Here is a 20844-nt window from a genome sequence, read left to right on the forward strand (position 1 = left end):
TTGATCCTTCATGCGGCCATCAGGGCTAGGTCGGTTTCTGAGATGCGGACCACGTTGCCGCCGCTGCTGCTGGTGCGGGCCATGGTTTGCTGGACGATGCGGTGCAGCTCGCCAGCGCTGAGCTGCTGGAGCTGGTACTCGTGCAGATCCACAGCTGCGGCCAGGGCGTCGAGTTCCTGGAAGTAGAGGGCAGTCTGCCGCCATGCACCTGAGGTGAGGGCGCGGGCCTCTATGGCGCTGCAGGCCTGCAGGGCGCTGGCGATGTGGTCTGACAGGCCGCGCACGATGCCGCTGTGCTCTATGGCTTCGGCGATGACCATGCTGGACTGCAGCACCTCGAACTGCAGCTGTGTGGCCACGCCTTCGCGCACGGCCTTGAGGCAGGCGCGCATGGGCACCATGATGCTGGCCAGCTCTTCGGGCGTGTGCTTCGTGGCACGCATCAGGGCTGTGACGAAGGGGGGGCGCATTTCGCGGCGCTGGCGGGGTTTGCGGCCGTGGGTCATGGGCGGGCCCCCAGTCTGCTGGCCGTGATGGTGGTTGGCGTGGGCGTAGACACCACGCGCACGAACACAGGGCGGGGCCCGTTGAGCATGAGCACGTTGCCTGGTGCCACATAGGTGGGCATGCCCGTTGTGATCCGGTGAGAGATTGCGCGGCGGCGCTGCATGGCCTGGGCGCGTTTGGCGATTCGTCGGCCGCTGGTCATACCAACACTCCTTGGGGCAACTTGAAGTAGCCCAGCGCGCCCTTGCAAGGCTGGAAGGGCATGGGCTCGGCGCCCTGCAGGACGTGGCCGAAGGGGCCGGTGAAGAAGGGCGATTCGTGCGCACGTGTGCACGCCACCAGGCGGGCCTTGCCTACGATGCCGCCGCGTGGCAGATCCTCGGGCTTGGGCAGTGCGTCAACGATGTGGCGCAGGCTTGGGTGGCTGAGCAGGAAGGCCACGCAGTCGTCGTAGTCGTCGCGCGTCATGCCTTGGCTGGCATGGATGGCCACGGGGCCGCGCCAGAGCGTCTCCCACGTGCGGTTTTCCACGGGCTTGTAGCCCATGGTGATGAGCCATGGCCAGGGCTGGCGGATGCTGAGGGCTTTGCTGATCATTGCAGTGCCTCCCGACGCTTTTGCCCTTCAAGGCGCACTGCATCGATCATGTCGAAAGCGATCTCTGCAAACAGCTTTGCTTGGTCTCGGCCGCCGATATCGCCCTTCGTGCTTTGAATCATCGTTCCGATCAAGGCCAGCGCCCTATCGTGGTCCTGGTGATCTGTAAGCGCTGGCGTTGACTCAACTTGCTCAATCAGTGCCCAGAACACTGAATCGAACAACTCGAAAATGGCTTTATCACCAATGCCTGGGACCGTGTACCTGAGCAATTCAGCCGGTGACCTACCATCCAGGCGAGACGCGTCGGCAATATGCATCAAGCCCTTAACTTTGGAATCCCGCAAAGCCTTTTTCGTGCGGTCGGAGCAGTGCTTCAGGGTTTCGATTGGGAAGCGCTCGGTGTTAGGCATTGGCCACCTCCAGCTCGGTCACATGGAAGGTCACCACCCAGGGCACTGAGCGCTTTTCGCGGGGGATTGATACCTCCCACACCTGCGGATTGATGCTGCGCACGATGTGGCCCACTTTGCCCACGTGCGGGGCCTGTTTTGGGCCGCGTGCGTTGGGCAGGATCTTCACTTTGACATCAGGCGCAAGCTCGCCCCCTTCCACTGTTGCCCCTGTCTCTGCGCCTGCACCGGCCTTGCCACTGAGCGCAACGGCGGAGTCGGTCGCCATGGATGTGCGCGAGGCCTTGAGCTTGGGCCACGCGGCCGACGGGTCTACCGGCGCGGCGCTGTTGCTGGGCGCAGCGTCACCCGCGACACCGCCCGCAGGAGCGGGGGCGCCTTCGTTGCCTTGCGCCGCAGGCGCCTGGATCTGGCTCCCTTCGGCCTCGGCCAGCGCAGCGGCGATTTGGGCGGTAGCCTCGGCCTTCGTGGTCTTGGGCGCGGTAGCGCGGGCTTGCGCAGCGGGGGTGTTTTTGCCCTTGGCCCCTTTGGTCTTGTCTCCCGCGCGCGTAGTAGTAGCTTGCGCAGCGGGGTTAGGGGTAGAAGCGGTTTTCGGGGCTGCAGCTTTGACGGGTTTGGCCTGGGCTTTGGCGGCGGCGCGCAGGTTGGCAATGGCTTCGGCCAGTTCTTCCTTTTCGCGGGCGACGGCCTGGGCTTCTACATCGTGTGCATCAATGCACAGGGCGCGGGCTGCGGCTGTCACCAGGGGCGTGCCGTCGTCATGACCGTATCGGTAGGCGTTCTCGGTGATCACCCAGGCCAGCATGTGGTTGCGCACCTCTCCGTCAGTGGCGCGGTCAATGCGGGCCGTGGCGCGCGCCTCGGTGTCCTGGTAGTTTTCGTCTTCGACGGTCTCCAGCGAGAACACCGTGTGCAGATCGTCCTGGTCCAGATCCTTGATCTTGAGTTTGAGCCACTCGCGCAGCAGCTCAGCGTCGGCCAGCACCTTGGCGGGCTGGGGCGATTTAAGGGCGGCTTGGGTCAACGCGCTTTGCAGTGCGGTGGCGGCGGCGCGGGCTTGGCGGTGGGCGGACTGCTGCTTGAGCTGGCTGATGCGCTCTTCCAGGTTGATCTGCTTTACCGTGGTCTTGAGCACGCCGCGCTGCACCAGCACTGCCTCGGCCTCTTCGGTGGGCACGGCCTCGATCAGCTCCTTGGTGGTGGGGTGCTCGATGAGCACGGGCTGCGGGCCTTTGTCGCCCAGCAGTTCGCGCAGCGTTGCGCGGTCTTTCTCGTGGGTGACATCGTGCCGAATGCTGTCCAGCCTGCTGTAGCCGTCAAGCGTATTGCCGTGGCCGTCCCACGATTGCAGCTTGACGATGCCCTTGGCTTCCTTGCCTTCGATAACGCGCATGCCTTTGGCCTCGGCCTGGGCGCGCAGGGCGGTGCTGTGGGCGGCTTCCTTGCCGTGGTAGCAGGCGGGGTCGGTGCACAGGTCTGGGCTGTTCACATCAGCGAACAGATCGGGGTTGGCGCCGGTGCGCTTGGGGCAATCCTTGCAGCTACCAGCTGCGGGCGCCAGCTCGATGGCGGTGATGTTGAAGGGGGCGCTGTCCAGCCGCAGCATGACGTTTTGCTGCAGCCAGCCCTCAAACTCGCGCACGCCTATGGCGGGGTCGCCCCGGTAGTTCTTGCGCGATGCTTCGGCCAGCGCTTTGGCCTGCAGCTTGGCGTCTGGGATGCGGGCAATGCGCAGGGCGCGGCTGGCGTCGATCAAGCCTTCGCGCAATGCCTTGGTGGCCTCGGGGGACAGGTCCAGCAGCTTGAGGCGGGCGTACACGTAGCTTTTGCCCTTGCTCTTGCTGTCGCCCTTGCCGATCTTTTCGGCCACCTGTTCCACGGTGAGGTGGCTGTGCTCCATCAGGGCGCGGTAGCCCTCGGCCTCCTCCAGCTCGCTCATGTCCACGCGCTGCAGGTTTTCGATGAGCTGGATCTCCAGCGCCTGGTCATCTGTCAGCTCCCGGATCATGGCGGGCACTTCGGCCACCTTGGCGAGGCGGCAGGCGCGCAGGCGGCGTGCACCGGCCACCAGTTCGTAGGCGGGCAGGGGGGCGCCCTGGCGGCGAAAGCCGAAGGTCTCGGCCAGGCGGCTACCTGGCAGCGGCCGCAGCAGGATGGGCTGGTGCACGCCGCTGGCCTTGATGCTGTCTGCCAGCTCTTGCAGCTTGGTACCGTCGAAGGTCTTGCGCGGGTTGGTGAGGCTCTCCTCGATGAGGGCTACCTCCACCATGCGCATCTGCGGGCCTGCGCCTGGGGTGGGCAGAGCCTGTGTAACGGTGTCGTGTGCTTCAGTTGCCATGGTGGGCTTCCTTCGTGTGGGTGCGAAATGCTTGGGTAAGGTGAAGGCCTTCCACCGCGTGCCCGCGCTTGAGCAGGGCGCGGCAGAGGGCGGCGCGTTCTTTGTGGCTGTGGGTGGCCTGGCGCACCAGGCCGAGGTAGCTGTTGCCTGCGGCGTAGGTGTCGGCTGGCGGCATCTGTTCGATGCGCTGCAGGGCGGTGGCCAGGGTGCGCGGGCGGGTGGTGCGGCGCCAGGGCTTGATGACGTGGCCCACGAAGTCGATGCCGCGATCTGCGGGCTGCAGGATGGTCTTGCGCGGGTTCATTGCCAGGTGCAGGCCTGTCAGTTTGTCGGAGATGGCTGCATGGGCTGCGTTGAGCCATTGCGGGCTGCTGTGCAGCAGGATGAAGTCATCCACATAGCGCACGTAGTGGGGTGCGCGCAGACGGTGCTTGGCGAACTGGTCCAGATCGTCCAGCAGCACGTTGGCAAAGAACTGGCTCGACAGATTGCCGATAGGCAGGCCGTGGTCAGCGGGTGCGTTGAACAGGCTCTTGTAGGCGGGCACGCGGGCCAGTTCGCGGGCGGTGCCGTGCACCTCTACATTGCCGCGTGGGTCGTGCATCAGGATGACTTCGGCCAGCGACATCCACCAGGGTTCGTGCACCTGGCGCTGCAGCTGGGCCAGCAGCACGGCTTTGTCGATGCTGACGAAGAAGTTGGCCAGGTCGCACTTGAGGTAGTAGGCGCGGCGGCTCCAATTGGCTGTGGCGCTGCGCACCTGGGCCTCAAGCCTGCGGGCTCCGTAGGCCGTGCCACGGCCGGGGATGCAGGCGCAGCTGTCGGCCGTGAAGCGGGCATGAAAGCGCGGGGCGATGTGGTTGTAGAGCAGGTGGTGCACGATGCGGTCTGCAAACCGTGCCGCCCACACTTCGCGCGGCTTGGGCCGGGTGATGACAAAGCAGATAGAGCGGCCTGGCTGCCAGGTGCCGCTGGCCAGTTCTTCGTGCAGCTGCAGCAGGTTGTGCTCGGCCTGGGCCTCGAAGGCCTGCGCGCTGGCGCTGTTGCGCTTGTGGCGGCGGCAGTCGAGCCAGGCCTGCACCAGCAAGCCGAACAGGTGCGGATCTGCGGACGGCAACAGCCGAGCCTTCGTAGCTCTTGTGGTTGTTGTTCTGGTTGCCGTTGTTGAAGTTGCAATTCCAGGCGTAGGAGGCGCAACCGTCGCGCTATGTAGGCCACCCTGCCGAAGGCCTGAGCCGATCAGCAAGGCGGCTGCACCGGACGCACCGCGCGCTGGCGCGGCCGTATCCGTGGTGTGCCTGTCGGTGGGCTTGTGGCCCAGCGGCGCGACCAGATTCACTGTGCGCACGGGCATGAGGGCCTTGACCGTCATACTACTGGCGCCCTGTTCTTGGCGGACTTGAGCCACCCACCGGCCTGCGCGCCGATAGCGCCCAGCAGCTGCACAGCCTGCGCCCAGAGCTTGGGCGAGACGTGGCGCGCATCAAAGCTGACACGCAGCAAGACCTCTACCGTGCGCTGGCGGGTGAGCAGCTCGCGCAGGTGTTGCGCACGGTGCTCGCGTGAGGCGTTGGCAAGCGCCATCAGCTCCAGGATGTCAAGGCAGTGCTGGGCGATCTTCTCGCCCACGGTGCGCTTGACGCCGCGTGGCATCTGCTCTTGCACGCGGTGGGCCAGCGTGAGCAGCTGCAGGCCGGTGCGGTAGATGGGCAATTGGGTGTGCAGGGCCATGGTGGGTGGCTCAAATCAAAGGGTTGAAGGACTTAAGGAATCAATCTGCGGACGGCAACAGCCGAGCCTCCGTAGCTCTTGCGGTCGTAGTACTGGTCGCCGTCGTAGAAGTAGCAATCCCAGGCGTAGGAGGCGTCTTCTTCGTGCTCCTTGTTGGACCAGCACCAGGTCTTGGGCAGCGCATCGCGGCAGTTGGCGAAGAGCAGGGCCTGCTCTTGCGGGCTGGGCAGGTCGCCGCCCACGCTGGTGGCCCAGGCCTTGGCGTCGTCCCAGTTCTTGCGCACATCGGGGCGCGTTGGCAGCAGGATGAGGTGGTGCAGCACTTGGCCGGTTTTGTCCAGCACAGCGCCGGAGTAGCGTTCGCCTGGTGCCAGTTCGATGGCGATTGCAGCCAGCTGGATGTGGTTGTTGGTGGTGGTGTTCATGGTTGACTCAAAAAGAAAAAGGACCGAAGGACTCAAGCACTCAGGGGAATGCTGCGGACGGCAACAGCCGAGCCTTCGCAGCTCTTGCGGAGGTCGTCCTGGTAGCCGTCGTTGAAGTCGCAATGCCAGGCGTAGGAGGCGCCTTCGGTCTCTTGCAGCCAGTGCCAGCTCGGGCGCAGCTGGGTCTTGAGGTTGGAGAACAGCAGGGCGGCAATGGGGCGGGTGGGCAGCGCTGCGCCCAGGGCTTCTGCCCATGCCACGGCCTGCGGGTGGTTGAGGTCGCTGCCTTGGTCGGGCAGCAGCACTTCGGCGTAATGCTTGCCGTCTGCATGGGTGGTGATGCCTGCGAAGGTGCCGCCCTCCAGGGGCTGGCCCATGGCGGGCAGGTCGGCAAAGCGGATGGTGGAAAGGGACATGGAAAGCACTCCTATCGTTTGGAGGGGTTGGGGAAACTGGACAAGCTGGGCAGGCTGAAGGCGTCAGCGCTGCCGGGGCGGTGGGGGTTGGTGCGCAGCTCAGGGCAGGTGTACGGATCGCCGCGCATGGTGCTGTTGCGCACGGGGGTGCAGGTGGTGGCTGCCTCCAGGCGCTCGCTCTTGCGGCGGGCCAGCAGCTCGGCCTGGCTGGGCACTGGGCTGATCAGCGGCTTGCCGTGCGCCGATGTGGTGGTGGTGCCGATGGCCTGCAGGCCCGCCTGGCGCAGTGGCTCGGGCTTGCGGCGCAGGATGTGCACGCTGGTTTCGTTGGGCTTGGCCAGCGTGATGCTGTCGGTGCCACGGGTGGGGCGGGTGCGGCTCATGCTGGCACCTCCACGCGCACACCTGGCACGCCCCATTCCTTTGCCGCCCAGCCGCCCAGCACGAGCTGCTGCAGGTGGCGCATGTCGTGGCTGTTGTTGATGACCAGGTTGGGCGTGAAGGCCTCGCCAGTCACCTCGCTGACGTGCGCTGTGGCGCCCACCTCGCAGCCAGGGCGCTTGATTTGCCAGATCTGGCCGCCCAGTGCGCGGACAAGGCGGGCTTCGTCTTCAAAGCGCACGTCGGTGATGACGATGAGGCGGTCGCGCATGGCCTGGTGGCGCCAGTGGATGTGCTGGGCGGCCTTGCTGACCCAGTAGCCAGGCTGGGCGGCACGGCGGTATCCCGTGCCCCACCATTGCATGATCTGGCGCGGGCTGCGGGGTGCGTCCATGTCCAGCTGGCCGTCGTTGAAGAGCTGGTGCTGGATGAGCATGCGGCCCACAAAGCCGGTGTCCAGGCAGCGGGCCAGCGCCAGGGCGCTGATGGGATGCTCCTTGGTTTCACGGCGGGTGAGGCACACGTGCTCGATGCAGAAGGCTTCGACAATCTCACCGCGCAGGGCATCGGCAAAAGCCAGCTTGTGGGCGCCGCAGTGGGTGGTGAGCAGATCGGCCACGGTGTCTTTGCCGCTGCCCATGGGGCCTGTGAGGCCGATAACGTGGGTGTGGTGGGTCATTCGAGGTCTGCGCGCTTGGCGCTGGTTTGGGGTGGGTTGATCAGGTCGGCATCGCACTCCAGGCGCTTGGCCTTGAAGCGGGGGTTGATGGCCTGCAGGTCTGCCTGCTGGCCCTGCATGCGGCTGGCCAAGGAGCGCGCTGCCACGCAGCTAGCGGTGCCCTTGTCGGGGTAGTGGTGGGTGATGCACACGGTTTGGCCGGTGGCGCGGTCTTCGATCTCCAGCTCCACCACGGGCAGGCCATGGCGGGTGTAGCGGCAGGTGCTGCTGGTTACTAGGCCGCGTACTTGCAGCGTGATGGCGCTGGTTTGCGTGGGCATGGCGGGCCTCTATCAGCGGGGCAGGTGCAGGTACACCGAGGCAAAGACCGTGGCGAACACGGCCACGCGCAGGGCGCCCATGCCGATGCGGGCGGCAATGCGCAGGCCCTGGTGCCGGGTGCGACGGGTGCGCAGGCGGATGAGCTGGATGGGGGCGCTCATTACAGCGGCCTCGCGGTGATGCGGGTGGCGCCGGGGAAGCGGTCCATGGCGTCGATGACGGCCGCACAGGTGCTGGGGAACAGGCCCGCGTACGTGAGGGCGCCCACGGTGATGGTGCAGGGGATCATTTGTTGTCCCTTCCAAAATCAAAACCGATGGAGTTGAAGCGGGGCCAGTCGGCCATTGCTTTGGCGAGGCCTGGTCTGGTCACGCCACCCAAAGCGGACAAGCCAGCCAGCCCGGAAAACACACCTGTGGCTTTCATGTCCCGCACAAGGTCTTTGATGTACTTGTCAAAGGCCATGCGCTCGATTGCTTGCTTGGCTTCGGCGCTGTAGCGCTCGCAGGCTTTGCCCAGGCGCATGCGGATTTGCCTGCTCTCCGCAAACTGCTGGCCCAGTGCATAGCCAGTGGAGAGCGCAACGGTCTCGGCCACGCGTTGGCGGGCGGCGGTGCACATGGCGTCCAGGTCAAACGCGGGGGCGGGCGCTGGTGCTGGTTCGGCCTCTTCGCGCAGCACAAGGTCGAAGTGCGACACCTCATGCAGCATGGCGTCGCTGTCGATGAGGCGTTCTATGGTGACCACCGGCAGCTTTTCGGGCTGCATGTTGATCTGAACGGCGGTGATCAGCGGTTGGTCGATGCCCAGTGCCTTGAGCAGCGCCTGGTTGGTGGCGACCTTGCTCATGCTGCACCGCCGTTGCCATCAACCCGCGCCAGAAAGCCGAAGTCGTCCACCACGTAGTGGATACCCTGATCTTTCTTTATCCAGGCTTCGCCGTCCTCGTCAATGCGCGTCTCATTTATCGACCAAGTGCCGATGGGCACCGGGGGGAACTTGGCCGCGAACTGGCGAATGAAAAACTGTTTCACCCTGCCGCATTGGCTCTCCAGCGCCAGCATGGTGGGCGCGCTGATGTTTAAGTAAGGGTCCCGCATGGGCAGATTGCCCGGCGGTAGGGTTGTGCACACGTGTGCACTGGGGGTGGGGTGGGGTTGCATTGCTGCCCTCGTTTTGAGTGAACGACGGGCGCATGATGCATCAGTGCATCATTAAGTGTCAATGCATTGGTGCATCAATTTCAAAAAATACATGTAATAGTCGTTGGAGGGACTGAACAGGGAGGGGCTATGGCATTGGTGAAGTGTGTTGAGTGCGGCCATGCAGTGAGCACGGGGGCGACGGCTTGCCCGGGCTGCGGGGCGGTCAGCTTTGCGCCCGCTACCTCTGCTGCGGCCCGGGCTGAGACCAAGAGCCAAGCTGTGCTGATCGTGGGCGGGATAGCCCTTGCATTGATCATCGCCCTGCTCGTGTTTGGCAAGTCCGATCGGGAGCGAGAGGCTGAAGAGCGTGCTGCCGTTGAGGCGGCGCTTTCCCCTCAGCAGCGTGCGGCGATGGCTGCTGAAAAGGCCAAAAAAGAGCAGGAGTTCCAGTTTGCGGTGCTGGCCGTCAAAGCGCTCAAGGCGACGATGAAGAACCCGGCCTCATTCGAGCTGGTGTCCGCAGTGCTGGTGGACAACGGTGGGCCACTGTGCGTTGAGTACCGGGGCACCAACAGCTTCAATGCTGTGACCACAGAGCATGCCGTCATTAAGCGTGACTACAAGCTGGGCAAGTGGAATGCAGATTGCGCGGGTAAGTCGGTGACCAACATGATGTCAATCCGGCACGCGCTTTAGCCAGCGCTGCCGCGTCCCTGGTGGTGGGGGCGGCTTGGTGGGCTCAGTGCCCGTTGGCGATTTTTGGATGGCCGTTGTCACCGGCTGGTTCATTAAGCGCAGAGCTAGTCGCTACTAACACGTCTTTTTTGTACTCGGGCATCTGCTGCATGGCCAGCATGACGACGCGGACCTTGCGGTCTTCGTCAAAGGGTGTCTCCCCGATCAGCTGGGAGACGGTCAGCCCAAAGTAGTGCGCCAGCGTCTGCAGGTGCATGAAGTCGAGCGAGTCGGTCTCGCCTTTCAAAAAACGGTTGAGCGTGGTCTGCGACATGTTGCAGTCGATGGCCAGTTGCCGCTCGCTGCGTATGTCGTTTTCCTTCATCAGTTTTCTGATGATCTCGCGCGTCTGTTCATGCATGCACGCATTTTCAGGAAAGGCTTGCATGTAGCGATGCGTTGATGCATCATGTGTGATAATGCACTGATGCATCATTTTGCTATGTGGCCACAAATCATTCGACTACTCAAAGCGCAAGGTTTCAGCCAGCGAAAGCTGGCCGAAAAGGCGGGTGTGGATCAATCGACCATCTGCCGAATTGCTGATGGCAGCCTGCCCGAGCCGCGCTACAGCGCGGCGGTCGCCTTGATCGATCTGGCGGGCGGCGCTGATCGCCTGGCTACAGAGCACGGCATTCACGTGGCCCGGCCTGCTGGCGCCCCGAATGCTGGGGAGGTGGCCCATGCGTAGCGCGCTCCCCGGGCCATCTGCCCGCGCCATGGCATCCATTGGCAGGATGCGCGCGGCCCGCGCGGTGGCGGGGCACTGGCCTGCGACGGTCAGTGAGCTTCGGCAGGGTGCGGCGGCTGGGCTCGTGCCCGCGCGCTCTGGAGAAAAGCCATCCGCACGTTTACGAGAACGCGCCAGGCTTGCGGAGATCCGCTTGTTCAAAGCCGCCTGTATTGCTACCCGCGCGCGGGCGTATGGCGCCGAGCCCACTGGGATCGACGCTCTTGGTATGCCTACTTTTCCTGAGGGATCAAGCCCTGAAGAAGCTCGATCGCCCGACGAACGGAGCGCTGGTGAAGGTCTGCCACCGTCACCGTGGTCATCTCGTCCTGGATCGGCAGAGAGATGTTGAAGTTGATCTGCGCCGTCTGGAATGTGAACTCGCGCTTGACGTGCGCCATGCCGTTGTCGAACGACACATCGAACGGTGCCTTTTTTGGTGCCTCGGTTGCCATGTCTGCCCCTTCTGGTGTTGGTTGTGTAGGAGCTTCCATCGTATGCCAGGAGCGGGCGGGCACCCGTTTTTGCACCCACCACGCCCCAGGCCGCGCTGCCGGGGAGCCTCCTTACCCCACACACATGGTGTGCCGCGCGCGGGCAGGTGCGCGGCGCTTTGTGCGGCTGCGTGGTGGTGTGCGTTCTTTTCCCTCTGTTGTTTTCCCTCATGGCTGCAGTGTCTGCATTGCAGGCCCTGCGCGCCAGCCTGATCCGTTTGCAATTTCAAGGTGTTCCCGATGACCTGTCGCTACTCTGAAACCGACTGGCGTGATGTGCTCTACAACAGCGTGCGGGCATGCCCCGGCAATGTGGTGGACGCTGCGGCCTTCCTGACCAAGCGGCGCGGCCGCAGCATGCATGCCGAGACCTTGCGCGCAAAGCTGCGGGGCGTGGATGGGGATTCGATCAGCCTGGAGATTGCCGAGCTGCTGACGGAGTGGATGCAGGAGCTGCATCGGCCTGATGCCCTGGATTGGCTGCATGCCTTCAATGCCCGGTTTGGTCTGGCGGTTGCGGTGGTGGCTGATGGCGAAGGGGCTAGCCCGCAGGATGCGGTGCAGCAGCTGCAGCACAAGTTACTGCAAAACAATGTGTCGGGCGGGCGCCTGGCTGAGCTGGGCCTGCGCAGCATTGCCGATGGCAAGGTGGACGGCCAGGAGGCCGATGCGCTGATTGCCCAGGCGATGAGCGAGGTGCGCGAGCTGCTGGATCTGGCCGAGGCTGTGCGTGTGGCCTCTGCAGCCAAAGGTGGTGCAGCATGAGGCCCGCCGGTGAAGTGCGCGTGGCGCTGTTCGATGCCTGCTGCGAGCTGGCGACGCCTGACCGGGGGCCTACGCTGCGGGAGATGGCGGCGGTGGCGTGCGTGGGCCTGAAGGCTGCCACGCACACCGTAAAGCACATGAGCCGCGCCGGGCAGGTGCGCATTGCGCGCCAGCGACGGGTGGACTACCGAAACCGCCCGGTGGCCGAGTATGTGCCTGCCGCCCTGGTGCGTGATGACCAGGATGATGGGTTTGTGGACTTGAGCAGCGTGCTGCGGGTATGGGGCGGCTGACACCTCATGACTTTGCAACAAGATGCCGCCGGTGGTGGAGACGCCGGGTTTTGTAGTGCGTGCCTGGTGGTGGCTGCATGAGCCGGGAGCCATTGCCGCCTATCAAGTGGGCCGAGCTTGCGGACGCGCTGCAGCGCACAGCACTCTCTTTGCTGGAGGAGTGGCTTCCGCACGGCAAGTACAACCCGCAGAGCAAGGAATACACCTGCGGGTCTTTGTCTGGCGACAGCGGTAGCAGCCTGTCCATCAATGTCGAGAGTGGGCTGTGGAAGGATTTCTCCACCGGGGAAAGCGGGCGCGATCTGCTTGACCTGTATGCAGCTATTCACGACCTATCGAAGGGTAAGGCTGCTGTTCAGGTGGCGCGGGAGTATGGCCTGGAGAGTGTGGCCGGGCTGGTGATGGCACCTGCAGGCGGTGCTGCACCTGCCCCTAAGCCACCACGGCCCGCGCCAGAACCCAAGCCGGTGAAGGAGTCGGAGAAGTGGGAGACCATCAAGCCCGCACCCGCGCACCATTTGCCGCCCACCTTTGTGCACTATGCAAAGGAGCGTAGCAAGGACCGCATTGACCACACGGCGCGCTACCAGGTGGGTGATGACCTGTATGGGTTTGTGGTGCGCTTCATCGACAGCGCGGGCGACAAGGTAACGATTCCGTATACGTACGCGCGTAGCCTGATGGATGGCACCGAGACCTGGAAGTGGCGGTTTTGGGCGGACCCTCGGCCGCTGTATTTCCCGGGCGGCCAGTTGCCCAATGGGCGCACCGTGGTGCTGGTGGAGGGGGAGCGCAAGGCGGATTGCCTGCAGGCCCTGCTCGATGCGATTGCGCCCGGTGTGTACTGCGTGGCCAGCTGGCCGGGCGGGTCGAACGCATGGCAAAAGGCTATGTGGGAGTGGCTGGCCGGGTGCACTGTGATCATGTGGCCCGACTGCGATTCTCTGCGCGAGAAGCCGCCCCGCGATGAGCTGAAGGCTTGCACCACCGATGAGGAGCGCGAGGCCTTGAAGCTGCGCCAGCCGTACATGGCCTTTGATGCGCAGCCGGGCATGAAGGCGATGCTGGGCATTGGTGCGCTGCTGCGGGATACGCACGGCTGCACGGTGCAGCTGCTGCCCGTGGACAAGCCTGGTGTGAAGCCCTCGGGCTGGGATTGCCGGGACGCCATCGAGACGGACGGCTGGGACGGTGAGCGCGTGCTTGCATACTTTGGCACGGCCAGGGCTTTGCTGGCCGATGTGTCGGCACCTGCGCCTGCAGCTGCTGGTGGCGCGCCGCCAAAAAATCGCGAACCCTCGGCTAGCGCCAGTCCGGCCCCAGGTGGGGGCGGTGGTGATGATGGCGACGATGACCCGTTCGGCATCCTGCTGGACGATGAGGTGGCACGCCTGCGCCTGCGTGGCCGGTGGCTGCTGCGGCCGCGCCGGGGCCTGCTGATCGAGGCCCTGCGCTGTGCACCAGGCCTGGCCGGTTGCGTGGCTTATGACGAACTGCGGGAGCGGCCGATTGCGGTGAAGGCTTTCCCCTGGCGCGAGGCGCCTGGGCCATTGGTGGATGCCGATGTGCTGCGGCTGGCGAACTTTGTGGAGACCTACTACGGCACGGGCGAGGCCAGCGCGCAGACCTGCGAACAGGCCGTGAACGTGGCGGCGGATGAGAACCGCATTCACCCATTCCGCGACTGGCTGCGGGCCCAGGTGTGGGACCAGAAGCCACGGCTTGAGAAGTGGCTGATTCACGTGCTGGGGATGAAGCCCGCAGAGATGAAGCCCAAGCTGCTGCGCTATCTGCAGCTGGTGTCCAAGTTCATTGTGATGGGGCATGTGGCACGGGTGATGACGCCGGGCTGCAAGTTCGACTACTCGGTGGTTCTGGAAGGCAAAGGCGGCATTGGCAAGTCATCGTTGGTGCGCACGCTGGTGGGCAAGGAGTTCTTCTCGGACACTCACTTCGATATCGGCAGCGGCAAGGACGGCATGGAGCAGCTCAGCGGCATCGTGGCCTATGAGCTGTCGGAGATGACGGCCTTCAGGCGTGCCGACAGCGAGGCGGTGAAGGCGTTCTTTTCGAGCGAGACGGACCGCTACCGGGGCGCCTATGGCCGCTATGTGCAGGAGCACCCGCGCCAGTGCGTGATCTGGTGCACCACGAACAAGCGTCAGTACCTTTTCGACATCACGGGCAACCGGCGCTTTTGGCCGGTGCTGGTGGGCGGCCGCACGAATCTGGAGTGGCTGCAGAAGTTCAGGGGGCAGCTCTTTGCCGAGGCGCTTGCTCTGATCGAAGCCGGGGAGCGGTATCACCCCGACCCGGAGGAGGAGCGCGTCTATTTCAAGCCTGAGCAGGACAAGCGTCTGGTGGAAACCAGCGTGCAGGGGCGGCTGTGGTCGCTGTTGACGCGCGAAGGGATCACCAACACGGACGGCAAGGCCACTCAGGGCCTGAGTGTGCTCACGCAGTTCGTGACCATACCGGACCTGGTGCAGGCCTTGGGCGCTGACCCGGGCAAGTCCAGCAACATGCTTGACGGCGCTGTGCGGGACTGGCTGTTTGAAAACGGATGGGAGCCGACCCGAGAAGGGGGCGGCCAGCGCAGGCGGGGCTTCAAGCAGCCAGCTGCGTGGCCTCCGCCGTTTGAGCCGGATGAGGAACAGGACGGTGATGACCTGGCGCAGGGCGCAGGTACTGATACCGGACCACAAGATGCCACGGGCGCCGCTGCAGCGCCTTGGGCAGGGGACGACGACTATGCACCTCTGTAGGCAGGGATCGGCGCGCACAGCGCCGGAAAAGCCGCAGGTGCTTGAAACGCGCCATGGCGCAACGCTGTCTGGAGGCGCGATTCGCGGCCAGCGTTGCGGTGTGGTGGCGGGGATGTCGTTGCGCGTAGGCGGGTGGCCCATGACATAGCCCTGACCTGTTCAGGCGCCTGGCGCTGGTGCATGCGTGTGCGTGCCGTCCAGCCGTCCAGGGTTTGCCATGGAGTGCGCGGCGGTGGGCCATTGGGCCATTTCACCAGTCGAAGCCGCTGCATTGTCTGAATGAATCGTGAGCGCCCTTGATGTGGGCGCAGGCGGATGGGTGCGCATGTGCTCGTGCCCGCGCGTGCGGACTTCCGCTTATGTGTGTGAGGTCTATAGAAAAGGTGGACGGGTGGACGGCCCGGAAAGGAGCGGCAGTTATGTCAGAGCAGCAAACGCAGGACGGCATGAAGGCGCTGGTGGATCAGCGGCTGCAGGTGATCAAGTCCAGCATGCCCAATGTGAGGCAGTCCATTGAAGACAAGGTGGCGCAGATCGGACCCGAGGCATATGCGCTGGTGCGCCGGGGTTTGCGGGGCGAGCCGGGTTGCTTCTACGCGCTGGAGGCGGGGCATGTGGTGGGCACGCCGTTTGGTCGCAGTGACCCGCGCATGCAGCACCTGGCGCAGTTTCTGGTGCGGTTCGGTTGTGCATACGTGTGCATTTTTCCGATGACGGACGATGAGGCGCGGACCTATGGCACGGCTTAAGCACATTCAGCGGCGGCTGGAGAACTGGGCCATCTGGTCATCGCGCGGTGCCAGCGGCGGGCGTGGCTTTGCAACGCGGTCGGTGCTGGCCAGTGAGGTGTGGTCTCGTGGGTCATACAACCATGTGGCCATCCCGGTGGAGGATGAGGAGGCGGCGCTGACAGATGAGGCGGTGCGTGCGCTGAAGCTGGGCAAGGGCCATCTGTTTGTGACGCTGGAGTGCATCTACCTGAAAGATCTGGGTATCAGGGAGACGGCGCAGCGAATGCAGCGCGATCCATCCACTATCAAGGCGCAGCTTGAGCGGGCAGACCATGCCATTGCCGCCTGGCTTGAGGCGCGGGCTGAGGAGCATGAGCGGAGGCGGATTGCAGCGCAGGCCTCCGATGCAAAGGCTAGGGCGCCATAGCCAAAAGGGAGTTCTGCTCCTTAGACCTTTTGGGTACATTTCAGGCACTGTGTGTGTATTGCGCCTCCACCCGCAATGCATCAAGTGGGAACCCCGGCAAGTGTTGAGCTTGTCGGGGTTTTTCTTTGGTCAATCCGAATGCGCCCGAAGCGAACTGGAAAGCCCTGCACCTCGGCGACCGTCGGCAAGCCTGCGAAGGTAGATCGCGAGATCCTCTGGAGGCACCCGCCTGGTCATGTGTAGGCTCGAACTGAGGGGTAGACAGCCGCAGTTCCCAGGCTGGCAGCCAGGTGGAAGCCCTGCAACAACACGTTCCCATGCCAATTGCCGCCCCGCGCCCCTGCAGTCATCCCGGCTGCGGGGTGTTGGTGCGTGACGGCACCAGCCGCTGCCCCAGGCATCCGAAGAAGGCCTGGGCCACACCTGCCAAGGAGACCAAGCGGATCACGGGGCGCAGGCTGCAGGCCATGCGTGCTGATCTGTTCAGGCGCAAGCCGCTGTGCGAACCATGCCAAGAGGCTGGGCGCGTGACGCTCGCAACCATCCGTGATCACCGCATCCCATTGGCCGAAGGTGGTGCAGATGACCCGACCAATGAGCAATCGATTTGTGATGACTGTCACACGGTGAAGACCAAGGCCGAGTCGGCGCGCGGTGTGCGCCGCGCCTGGGGCAACTACCGCGAGGGCTGACCCCGGCCCCGCGCGGTCGGCCAGGGGGAGGGGGGTGTCCAAACTTCCCAGCCCTCAACCTGGAAACCGACCGGTTCCCCAAATTTTTGCGTGCGCAGGTTTTGGGAGGGGGGGTACCCCGCCTGGGGCAATAGGAGGTTGATATGTCTGGTTCACGTGGCCCGCTGCCGAAGCCTGCGGCCCTGAGATTGCTGGAGGGCAACGCTGGAAAGCGTGCACTGGACTTGGCTGCAGGGGTGAATCCCCGCATCGAGATCCCCAGCCCGCCCAAGCATCTGGGCATCGAAGCGAAGAAGGAGTGGAAGCGCATCACGCCGCTGCTGGAGGAGCTGGGCCTGATCAGCGGCTTGGACCGTGCGGCGCTGGCGCTGTACTGCCAGGCTGCAGGACGGCTGGCCGAACTGGAGATGGCCTTCAACGGCAAGGTGCAGGCGAAAGTGAACGGCGGCATGGACTATGCCGATGCCGTGTATGAGGCCAGCTATGCCACCACCCCCAGCGGCTACGCCCAGCAGAGCGTGATTGTGCAGCTGATCGGTAAGCACCGCGAGCAGCTCAACCGCTACCTCATGCACTTTGGCCTGAGCCCTGCGGCCCGTGGCCGTGTGCAGGCCAGCAACTACGTGCAGCCCACTCTGCCCGGCATTGACCCCAAACCAGAAACGAAGCCCCAGGGCTTCGCCATGTTCACCAACCCGAACCGATGAACGAATACGTCGAGCGCGCGCACCAGTACATGCGCGATGTTCTCGGCGGCACGATCCCCACCTGCAAATGGGTCCGCCTGGCTGTGCAACGCCAGGTGGATGACCTGGCGCGCGAGCCCAGTGAAGACTGGCCCTGGGTGTTCGATGCCGAGCGGGCATCGCGCCCGTGCGCCTTCATCGAGCTGCTGCCCCACATCAAGGGCAAGTGGGCGCGCGAAGGCAAGCGGCTGGAACTGGAACCGTGGCAGTGCTTCATCCTCACCACCGTTTTCGGGTGGGTGCACCGCGAGACGCGGCTGCGCCGCTTCCTGGAGGCGTACGAGGAGGAGGCCCGCAAGAATGGCAAAAGTGCCAAGGGCTCCGGCCTGCTGCTCTTTATGCTGTCCGCAGACGGTGAGCACGGCGCCGAGTGCTACACGGCGGCCACCACCCGCGACCAGGCGCGCATCGTGTTCGATGACGCCAAAGCCATGGCCGAGCGCTCGCCCGGCCTGCGCACCCACCTGGGCGTGGCCATCATGCAGCACAGCCTGACGGTGGCCCACACCAGCAGCAAGGCCGCGCCGCTGGCCGCTGAAGGCAGCACGCTGGACGGCCTGAACGTGCACTTCGCGCTGCTCGATGAGCTGCACGCGCACAAGACGCGGGCGGTATATGACGTGATCGACAGCGCGCGCGGCGCGCGTGAGCAGTCGCTGCTGTGGACCATCACCACCGCAGGCACCGACCGCAGCGGCATCTGCTACGAACGGCGCACGCACGTCACCAAGATATTGGACCGAGTGGTCCAGGACGAACGGGTGTTCGGCATCATCTACACGTTGGACGATGGCGATGACCACTTCGACCCGAGCGTGTGGATCAAGGCCAACCCGAACCTGGGCAAGTCGGTGCAGCTCGATGAGCTGCAGGCGCAGGCCAGCAAGGCCATGGCCATGCCCAGCGCGCTGTCCAACTTCCTGACCAAACGCCTCAATGTGTGGGTCAGCGGCGAAAGCCCGTGGATGGACATGCGGGCATGGGAGAAGTGCGCCGCACCAGACCTGAGCATTGCCGCCATCCCGGACGGCTCCAAGGTCTACATGGGCCTGGACCTCGCGCAGAAGAAGGACTTTGCCGCGCTCACACTCGCGTGGCAGTCCGAAGTGCGGCGGCCCGGCCCAGATGGTGTGCATGTCCCCGTAACCGTGTGGAACGTGTGCACACGTCTGTACTTGAACGAACTGGCGGTGCAGGAAAGCGGAAACGCCCATCTGGCTGGCTGGGCGCGCCAAGGCTACGTGGTGGTGACGGACGGCGCGCTCACCGACTTCGATTGCATCGCCGATGACATGCGCATGTACTGCCGCCGATTCGACGTGCAGGAGATCGCGTTCGACCCGGCGCTGTCCATGTATTTCGTGGGCAAGTTGATCGAGGAAGGACTGCCGCTGGTCGAGATCGCGCAGCGCGCCATGTTCTTTACCCCGGCACTGATCCAGGTGGAGAACCTGGTGCTGGAGGGCCAGCTGCAGCATGAAGGCAACCCAGTGGTGGCCTGGATGGTCAGCAACTTGGTGGTCAAGAAGTCGAAGTTCAACGAGCTAATGCAGCCCACCAAAGAACGCGACGAAAACAAGATCGACGGCGTGCTGTCGATGCTGATGGCCCTGGGGCGGGCATTGGGCACGGTGCAAACCGAAAAATCATTCTGGGAAACAACGTGAACATCCTCACCCGTCTATTCAGCCGAAAAAGCTATTCGGTCACAGACCTGGCGCAGGAGTTTGGCCTGTCAGCGCCTGTGAAATCCGGAGTGCGCGTCGGGCGCCTGCAGGCCCTGCAGGTGGCCACCGTGTTCGGTTGCCTGCGCGTGCTGGGCGAGGGGGTAGCTCAGGTGCCGCTGAAGCTCATGCTGGGTGAAGGCCGGGACAAGCGCACTGCGGTGGACCACCCACTGCACGAGCTGCTGCACGTTAAGCCAAACGACTGGATGAGCAGCTTTGAACTTCGCGAGACCATGACATGGCACGCCGCATTGTGTGGTGCTGCCAAGGTATTTGTGGTGCGCGACTCCCTCGGAGCGCCTATCGAACTGATTCCGTTGGAGCCTGGATCGGTAACAACCAAGCAACAAAGCGACTACCGCCTGGTGCACCAGGTCACCTCTCCCAAAGGGGGGCAAAAGGAGTTTCCGCAAGAAGCCATCTGGATGCTTCGGGGCCCGAGCTGGAACGGGTACGAAGGTTTGGACGTGATGAGGATTGCGCGGGAGGCTATCGGTCTGAGCATCGCGGCCGAAGACCACCACAGCCGCATGCACCGTAACTCGGTGGCGCCATCTGGCTTGTACAGCGTGGACGGCGCTCTGGGGGCGGATCAGTACAAGGCCCTGCGTGCCTGGCTCGAAAAAGAGTACGGCGGTATGGAGAACACCGGCCGTCCGATGATCCTGGACCGCAATGCCAAGTTCACCCCCTATGCCTTCAAAGGCGTGGACATGCAGCACCTTGAGACCCGCAAGCACCAGATTGAGGAGGTGTGCAGGTACTTTCGCGTGATGCCAATCATGATCGGCTACAGCGACAAGGCAGCGACCTATGCCAGTGCGGAGCAGATGTTCCTGGCCCACCTAGTGCACACGCTCATGCCCTGGTACGGGCGCTTTGAGCAGTCCATTACAGCCAACCTGCTCACCGCCAAAGACCGTAAGGCGGGCTACTACCCCAAGTTCACCGAGCGCGGCCTGCTACGCGGCGCGATGAAGGATGAGGCGGAGTACCTCAGCAAGCTGGTCGAGCGTGGCGTTCTCACGCGAAACGAGGCCCGCGAGTTGATGGACCGCAATCCCATCGCGGGACTAGATGAGCCTCTGACCCCCATCAACCTGACTGCCGACCTGAACCCGGCCCCTGACCCGAAGGAAAAACACCATGCGTGACTATCTCGACATGCCGTTCAAGATCAAGGCCGTCTCTGAAGACGGCCTTTTTTCTGGGTACGGTTCTGTATTCGGCGTGGTGGACAGCTACAAGGAAGTCGTCGCGCCCGGCGCTTTTGCTGAATCGCTCGCCAGCCGTATGCCGTCCCTGCTGTGGCAGCACCGCAGTGGCGAGCCCATCGGTGTGTATTCGGCGGTAAAGGAAGACAGCGTAGGCCTGCATGTGGAAGGCAAGCTGGCGCTGAAAACCGCGCGCGGGGCTGAAGCCTACGAGCTGCTGAAGATGGGCGCTGTGAGCGGCTTGTCCATCGGGTTCATCAGCCGCGAAGACAGCTATGACAAGGTGAGCGGCATTCGCACGCTCAAGAAGCTGGACCTGTGGGAAGTATCCCTGGTCACCTTCCCCGCCAATGACGCTGCCCGCGTCTCAGGCGTCAAGTCGATTGACGCCATCACCTCCCTTTCCGATGCCGAAGCCTACTTGCGCGATGCAGGCGGGCTCAGCAAGCGTGAAGCCTGTGCCCTCGTGGCCCGGGTGAAGTCCCTGCAAGGTCGGAGTGATTCCGATGAGCTGGGCGAACTGGCCGCGCTGATCAAGCGCAACACCTCTCTGCTCAACCACTGAAAGAAAC

Annotated in this window: 30 protein-coding genes; 12 read left to right on the forward strand and 18 right to left on the reverse strand. The window is 64.1% G+C overall.

Translation table 11 applies throughout. From position 1 onward, the window contains the following. Nucleotides 1–8: 8 nt before the first annotated feature. From KW832_RS08830 to KW832_RS08900, 16 genes are all read right to left on the reverse strand, one after another. Complete coding sequence (locus KW832_RS08830; RefSeq protein ID WP_218299574.1) at nt 9–506, reverse strand: hypothetical protein; 498 nt, start codon at nt 504–506, stop codon at nt 9–11. Further along, on the reverse strand, nt 503–709 hold the full coding sequence (locus KW832_RS08835; protein WP_218299575.1) for a hypothetical protein: 207 nt from the start codon (nt 707–709) through the stop codon (nt 503–505). Before KW832_RS08835 ends, KW832_RS08830 begins: the two co-directional genes overlap by 4 nt. Next, nucleotides 706–1104 (reverse strand): ASCH domain-containing protein, encoded by a 399-nt coding sequence (locus KW832_RS08840; RefSeq protein ID WP_218299576.1) that lies wholly within the window; start codon nt 1102–1104, stop codon nt 706–708. The genes KW832_RS08835 and KW832_RS08840 overlap by 4 nt, the downstream gene beginning before the upstream one ends. Then, a complete protein-coding gene (locus KW832_RS08845) occupies nt 1101–1517 on the reverse strand; it encodes a hypothetical protein (RefSeq protein ID WP_218299577.1) in 417 nt (138 codons plus the stop codon). The genes KW832_RS08840 and KW832_RS08845 overlap by 4 nt, the downstream gene beginning before the upstream one ends. Continuing rightward, nucleotides 1510–3855 (reverse strand): ParB/RepB/Spo0J family partition protein, encoded by a 2346-nt coding sequence (locus tag KW832_RS08850; RefSeq protein WP_218299578.1) that lies wholly within the window; start codon nt 3853–3855, stop codon nt 1510–1512. The genes KW832_RS08845 and KW832_RS08850 overlap by 8 nt, the downstream gene beginning before the upstream one ends. Then, nucleotides 3845–4972: an RNA-directed DNA polymerase gene (locus KW832_RS08855; protein ID WP_255577585.1), complete on the reverse strand. Its 1128-nt coding sequence runs from the start codon at nt 4970–4972 to the stop codon at nt 3845–3847. The genes KW832_RS08850 and KW832_RS08855 overlap by 11 nt, the downstream gene beginning before the upstream one ends. 251 nt (nt 4973–5223) lie before the next feature. Beyond that, nucleotides 5224–5586, reverse strand: coding sequence for a four helix bundle protein (locus KW832_RS08860; RefSeq protein WP_218299579.1), 363 nt, complete (start codon nt 5584–5586; stop codon nt 5224–5226). 32 nt (nt 5587–5618) lie between these two features. Beyond that, the gene (locus KW832_RS08865; protein WP_218299580.1) at nt 5619–6011 is read right to left on the reverse strand and encodes a DUF1566 domain-containing protein; all 393 of its coding nucleotides are present in this window, start codon (nt 6009–6011) and stop codon (nt 5619–5621) included. Nucleotides 6012–6043: 32 nt separating this feature from the next. Continuing rightward, nucleotides 6044–6427 (reverse strand): hypothetical protein, encoded by a 384-nt coding sequence (locus tag KW832_RS08870; protein ID WP_218299581.1) that lies wholly within the window; start codon nt 6425–6427, stop codon nt 6044–6046. An 11-nt stretch (nt 6428–6438) separates the two neighbouring features. Continuing rightward, nucleotides 6439–6810 carry a hypothetical protein gene (locus KW832_RS08875; protein ID WP_218299582.1) on the reverse strand — a complete coding sequence of 124 codons (372 nt, stop codon included), beginning with the start codon at nt 6808–6810 and terminating at the stop codon, nt 6439–6441. Then, nucleotides 6807–7487: a hypothetical protein gene (locus KW832_RS08880; protein ID WP_218299583.1), complete on the reverse strand. Its 681-nt coding sequence runs from the start codon at nt 7485–7487 to the stop codon at nt 6807–6809. The genes KW832_RS08875 and KW832_RS08880 overlap by 4 nt, the downstream gene beginning before the upstream one ends. Continuing rightward, complete coding sequence (locus tag KW832_RS08885; protein ID WP_218299584.1) at nt 7484–7807, reverse strand: hypothetical protein; 324 nt, start codon at nt 7805–7807, stop codon at nt 7484–7486. Before KW832_RS08885 ends, KW832_RS08880 begins: the two co-directional genes overlap by 4 nt. A 12-nt stretch (nt 7808–7819) precedes the next feature. Further along, nucleotides 7820–7969: a hypothetical protein gene (locus KW832_RS08890; RefSeq protein WP_218299585.1), complete on the reverse strand. Its 150-nt coding sequence runs from the start codon at nt 7967–7969 to the stop codon at nt 7820–7822. Beyond that, on the reverse strand, nt 7969–8097 hold the full coding sequence (locus KW832_RS25625) for a hypothetical protein (RefSeq protein ID WP_255577586.1): 129 nt from the start codon (nt 8095–8097) through the stop codon (nt 7969–7971). The genes KW832_RS08890 and KW832_RS25625 overlap by 1 nt, the downstream gene beginning before the upstream one ends. Further along, the gene (locus tag KW832_RS08895) at nt 8094–8657 is read right to left on the reverse strand and encodes a hypothetical protein (RefSeq protein WP_218299586.1); all 564 of its coding nucleotides are present in this window, start codon (nt 8655–8657) and stop codon (nt 8094–8096) included. Before KW832_RS08895 ends, KW832_RS25625 begins: the two co-directional genes overlap by 4 nt. Further along, complete coding sequence (locus KW832_RS08900) at nt 8654–8908, reverse strand: hypothetical protein (RefSeq protein WP_218299587.1); 255 nt, start codon at nt 8906–8908, stop codon at nt 8654–8656. The genes KW832_RS08895 and KW832_RS08900 overlap by 4 nt, the downstream gene beginning before the upstream one ends. 324 nt (nt 8909–9232) lie before the next feature. Between KW832_RS08900 and KW832_RS08905 the strand changes: the two genes are divergently transcribed. After that, the gene (locus KW832_RS08905; RefSeq protein WP_218299588.1) at nt 9233–9649 is read left to right on the forward strand and encodes a hypothetical protein; all 417 of its coding nucleotides are present in this window, start codon (nt 9233–9235) and stop codon (nt 9647–9649) included. A gap of 43 nt (nt 9650–9692) precedes the next feature. On the opposite strand, the gene KW832_RS08910 is transcribed toward KW832_RS08905, so the two are convergent. After that, nucleotides 9693–10076 carry a helix-turn-helix transcriptional regulator gene (locus KW832_RS08910; RefSeq protein ID WP_218299589.1) on the reverse strand — a complete coding sequence of 128 codons (384 nt, stop codon included), beginning with the start codon at nt 10074–10076 and terminating at the stop codon, nt 9693–9695. A gap of 21 nt (nt 10077–10097) precedes the next feature. Between KW832_RS08910 and KW832_RS08915 the strand changes: the two genes are divergently transcribed. Continuing rightward, on the forward strand, nt 10098–10379 hold the full coding sequence (locus KW832_RS08915; protein ID WP_218299590.1) for a helix-turn-helix domain-containing protein: 282 nt from the start codon (nt 10098–10100) through the stop codon (nt 10377–10379). Nucleotides 10380–10651: 272 nt separating this feature from the next. Here KW832_RS08915 and KW832_RS08920 read toward each other — a convergent pair whose 3' ends face one another. Continuing rightward, complete coding sequence (locus tag KW832_RS08920; RefSeq protein WP_218299591.1) at nt 10652–10873, reverse strand: hypothetical protein; 222 nt, start codon at nt 10871–10873, stop codon at nt 10652–10654. Between the two features lie 279 nt (nt 10874–11152). On the opposite strand from KW832_RS08920, the gene KW832_RS08925 reads away from it, so the two are divergent. The 10 genes from KW832_RS08925 (at nt 11153) to KW832_RS08970 (ending at nt 20837) form a co-directional block, all read left to right on the forward strand. Then, nucleotides 11153–11677 carry a phage regulatory CII family protein gene (locus KW832_RS08925; RefSeq protein WP_218299592.1) on the forward strand — a complete coding sequence of 175 codons (525 nt, stop codon included), beginning with the start codon at nt 11153–11155 and terminating at the stop codon, nt 11675–11677. Continuing rightward, on the forward strand, nt 11674–11970 hold the full coding sequence (locus KW832_RS08930; protein ID WP_218299593.1) for a hypothetical protein: 297 nt from the start codon (nt 11674–11676) through the stop codon (nt 11968–11970). Before KW832_RS08925 ends, KW832_RS08930 begins: the two co-directional genes overlap by 4 nt. Before the next feature lie 77 nt (nt 11971–12047). Continuing rightward, a complete protein-coding gene (locus tag KW832_RS08935; RefSeq protein WP_218299594.1) occupies nt 12048–14735 on the forward strand; it encodes a VapE domain-containing protein in 2688 nt (895 codons plus the stop codon). Nucleotides 14736–15154: 419 nt separating this feature from the next. Next, a complete protein-coding gene (locus tag KW832_RS08940) occupies nt 15155–15484 on the forward strand; it encodes a hypothetical protein (protein WP_218299595.1) in 330 nt (109 codons plus the stop codon). Further along, nucleotides 15471–15893, forward strand: a complete 423-nt coding sequence (locus KW832_RS08945) for a hypothetical protein (protein WP_218299596.1) — start codon at nt 15471–15473, stop codon at nt 15891–15893. The genes KW832_RS08940 and KW832_RS08945 overlap by 14 nt, the downstream gene beginning before the upstream one ends. Before the next feature lie 317 nt (nt 15894–16210). Beyond that, nucleotides 16211–16585 carry an HNH endonuclease gene (locus KW832_RS08950; RefSeq protein ID WP_218299597.1) on the forward strand — a complete coding sequence of 125 codons (375 nt, stop codon included), beginning with the start codon at nt 16211–16213 and terminating at the stop codon, nt 16583–16585. Nucleotides 16586–16728: 143 nt separating this feature from the next. Next, a complete protein-coding gene (locus KW832_RS08955; RefSeq protein ID WP_218299598.1) occupies nt 16729–17292 on the forward strand; it encodes a phage terminase small subunit P27 family in 564 nt (187 codons plus the stop codon). Further along, nucleotides 17289–18998, forward strand: a complete 1710-nt coding sequence (locus KW832_RS08960; RefSeq protein ID WP_218299599.1) for a terminase large subunit — start codon at nt 17289–17291, stop codon at nt 18996–18998. The genes KW832_RS08955 and KW832_RS08960 overlap by 4 nt, the downstream gene beginning before the upstream one ends. Then, on the forward strand, nt 18995–20212 hold the full coding sequence (locus KW832_RS08965) for a phage portal protein (protein WP_218299600.1): 1218 nt from the start codon (nt 18995–18997) through the stop codon (nt 20210–20212). The genes KW832_RS08960 and KW832_RS08965 overlap by 4 nt, the downstream gene beginning before the upstream one ends. Next, nucleotides 20205–20837, forward strand: a complete 633-nt coding sequence (locus tag KW832_RS08970) for an HK97 family phage prohead protease (protein ID WP_218299601.1) — start codon at nt 20205–20207, stop codon at nt 20835–20837. Before KW832_RS08965 ends, KW832_RS08970 begins: the two co-directional genes overlap by 8 nt. Nucleotides 20838–20844: the final 7 nt, after the last annotated feature.

It is taken from the genome of Acidovorax sp. sif0632, from assembly GCF_019218805.1.
Taxonomy (GTDB): domain Bacteria; phylum Pseudomonadota; class Gammaproteobacteria; order Burkholderiales; family Burkholderiaceae_C; genus Acidovorax; species Acidovorax facilis.

What these genes read in the sequence shown, in the direction of transcription:
- KW832_RS08865 (WP_218299580.1), bottom strand. Translation starts at nt 6,011, where the DNA reads ATGAACACCACCACCAACAACCACATCCAGCTGGCTGCAATCGCCATC.
- KW832_RS08880 (WP_218299583.1), bottom strand. Translation starts at nt 7,487, where the DNA reads ATGACCCACCACACCCACGTTATCGGCCTCACAGGCCCCATGGGCAGC.
- KW832_RS08910 (WP_218299589.1), bottom strand. Translation starts at nt 10,076, where the DNA reads ATGCAAGCCTTTCCTGAAAATGCGTGCATGCATGAACAGACGCGCGAG.
- KW832_RS08895 (WP_218299586.1), bottom strand. Translation starts at nt 8,657, where the DNA reads ATGAGCAAGGTCGCCACCAACCAGGCGCTGCTCAAGGCACTGGGCATC.
- KW832_RS08955 (WP_218299598.1), top strand. Translation starts at nt 16,729, where the DNA reads ATGTCTGGTTCACGTGGCCCGCTGCCGAAGCCTGCGGCCCTGAGATTG.
- KW832_RS08935 (WP_218299594.1), top strand. Translation starts at nt 12,048, where the DNA reads ATGAGCCGGGAGCCATTGCCGCCTATCAAGTGGGCCGAGCTTGCGGAC.
- KW832_RS08900 (WP_218299587.1), bottom strand. Translation starts at nt 8,908, where the DNA reads ATGCGGGACCCTTACTTAAACATCAGCGCGCCCACCATGCTGGCGCTG.
- KW832_RS08945 (WP_218299596.1), top strand. Translation starts at nt 15,471, where the DNA reads ATGGCACGGCTTAAGCACATTCAGCGGCGGCTGGAGAACTGGGCCATC.
- KW832_RS08860 (WP_218299579.1), bottom strand. Translation starts at nt 5,586, where the DNA reads ATGGCCCTGCACACCCAATTGCCCATCTACCGCACCGGCCTGCAGCTG.
- KW832_RS08890 (WP_218299585.1), bottom strand. Translation starts at nt 7,969, where the DNA reads ATGAGCGCCCCCATCCAGCTCATCCGCCTGCGCACCCGTCGCACCCGG.
- KW832_RS08920 (WP_218299591.1), bottom strand. Translation starts at nt 10,873, where the DNA reads ATGGCAACCGAGGCACCAAAAAAGGCACCGTTCGATGTGTCGTTCGAC.
- KW832_RS08940 (WP_218299595.1), top strand. Translation starts at nt 15,155, where the DNA reads ATGTCAGAGCAGCAAACGCAGGACGGCATGAAGGCGCTGGTGGATCAG.
- KW832_RS08930 (WP_218299593.1), top strand. Translation starts at nt 11,674, where the DNA reads ATGAGGCCCGCCGGTGAAGTGCGCGTGGCGCTGTTCGATGCCTGCTGC.
- KW832_RS08850 (WP_218299578.1), bottom strand. Translation starts at nt 3,855, where the DNA reads ATGGCAACTGAAGCACACGACACCGTTACACAGGCTCTGCCCACCCCA.
- KW832_RS08960 (WP_218299599.1), top strand. Translation starts at nt 17,289, where the DNA reads ATGAACGAATACGTCGAGCGCGCGCACCAGTACATGCGCGATGTTCTC.
- KW832_RS08950 (WP_218299597.1), top strand. Translation starts at nt 16,211, where the DNA reads ATGCCAATTGCCGCCCCGCGCCCCTGCAGTCATCCCGGCTGCGGGGTG.
- KW832_RS08925 (WP_218299592.1), top strand. Translation starts at nt 11,153, where the DNA reads ATGACCTGTCGCTACTCTGAAACCGACTGGCGTGATGTGCTCTACAAC.
- KW832_RS08915 (WP_218299590.1), top strand. Translation starts at nt 10,098, where the DNA reads ATGTGTGATAATGCACTGATGCATCATTTTGCTATGTGGCCACAAATC.
- KW832_RS08830 (WP_218299574.1), bottom strand. Translation starts at nt 506, where the DNA reads ATGACCCACGGCCGCAAACCCCGCCAGCGCCGCGAAATGCGCCCCCCC.
- KW832_RS25625 (WP_255577586.1), bottom strand. Translation starts at nt 8,097, where the DNA reads ATGATCCCCTGCACCATCACCGTGGGCGCCCTCACGTACGCGGGCCTG.
- KW832_RS08870 (WP_218299581.1), bottom strand. Translation starts at nt 6,427, where the DNA reads ATGTCCCTTTCCACCATCCGCTTTGCCGACCTGCCCGCCATGGGCCAG.
- KW832_RS08845 (WP_218299577.1), bottom strand. Translation starts at nt 1,517, where the DNA reads ATGCCTAACACCGAGCGCTTCCCAATCGAAACCCTGAAGCACTGCTCC.
- KW832_RS08875 (WP_218299582.1), bottom strand. Translation starts at nt 6,810, where the DNA reads ATGAGCCGCACCCGCCCCACCCGTGGCACCGACAGCATCACGCTGGCC.
- KW832_RS08970 (WP_218299601.1), top strand. Translation starts at nt 20,205, where the DNA reads ATGCGTGACTATCTCGACATGCCGTTCAAGATCAAGGCCGTCTCTGAA.
- KW832_RS08840 (WP_218299576.1), bottom strand. Translation starts at nt 1,104, where the DNA reads ATGATCAGCAAAGCCCTCAGCATCCGCCAGCCCTGGCCATGGCTCATC.
- KW832_RS08885 (WP_218299584.1), bottom strand. Translation starts at nt 7,807, where the DNA reads ATGCCCACGCAAACCAGCGCCATCACGCTGCAAGTACGCGGCCTAGTA.
- KW832_RS08835 (WP_218299575.1), bottom strand. Translation starts at nt 709, where the DNA reads ATGACCAGCGGCCGACGAATCGCCAAACGCGCCCAGGCCATGCAGCGC.